The sequence below is a fragment of the Pseudomonas nicosulfuronedens genome (assembly GCF_005877905.1).
Taxonomy (GTDB): Bacteria; Pseudomonadota; Gammaproteobacteria; order Pseudomonadales; family Pseudomonadaceae; genus Pseudomonas; species Pseudomonas nicosulfuronedens.
On the sequence record NZ_SWDV01000121.1, the window covers coordinates 1 to 517 of the forward strand.

The 517-nt window shown below is 53.2% G+C and carries 1 protein-coding gene; it reads left to right on the forward strand.

What is annotated here, in order from left to right; genetic code table 11:
• The coding region (ssb, locus tag FAS41_RS30700) for a single-stranded DNA-binding protein (protein WP_138527029.1) at positions 1–414 on the forward strand (414 nt) is incomplete at its 5' end.
• Between the last annotated feature and the right edge of the window lie 103 nt (positions 415–517).

The window sequence follows — 517 nt, forward strand, 5'->3', positions numbered from 1 at the left end:
AAGCAAACTGGGCAACAGCAGGAGCGCACCGAATGGCACCGAGTGGTGTTTTTCGGTCGACTTGCTGAAGTCGCAGCGGAATACGTAAAAAAAGGCTCTCAGATCTACGTTGAAGGATCGATGAGAACTCGTAAGTGGCAAGCGCAAGACGGCCAGGATCGCTACACCACGGAAGTGGTTGTGGACATCAACGGAGAAATGCAATTGCTTGGTGGTAACCGAAATCGTCAAGACGATGGGCAGCAACAAGCTCAGAGTCAGCAACGATCAGCGAGCCACGCCACGCAGCGCCCGCCACAGCGACCGCAACAATCGGCACCGCAGCCGGCACCGCAGCCAGCTCCGGATTACGACTCGTTCGATGACGACATTCCGTTCGCGCCCATCAGCCGCTGCTTGCTGTTGATTAGCTGAAGTCGGAACTGTTCAAGAAAGACGCACCTTCGGGTGCGTTATTTTTATAAAAGGAAATCTAATGAGCGAGCAACTTCAAAACGCTTTGGCTGTAATTGCAAAG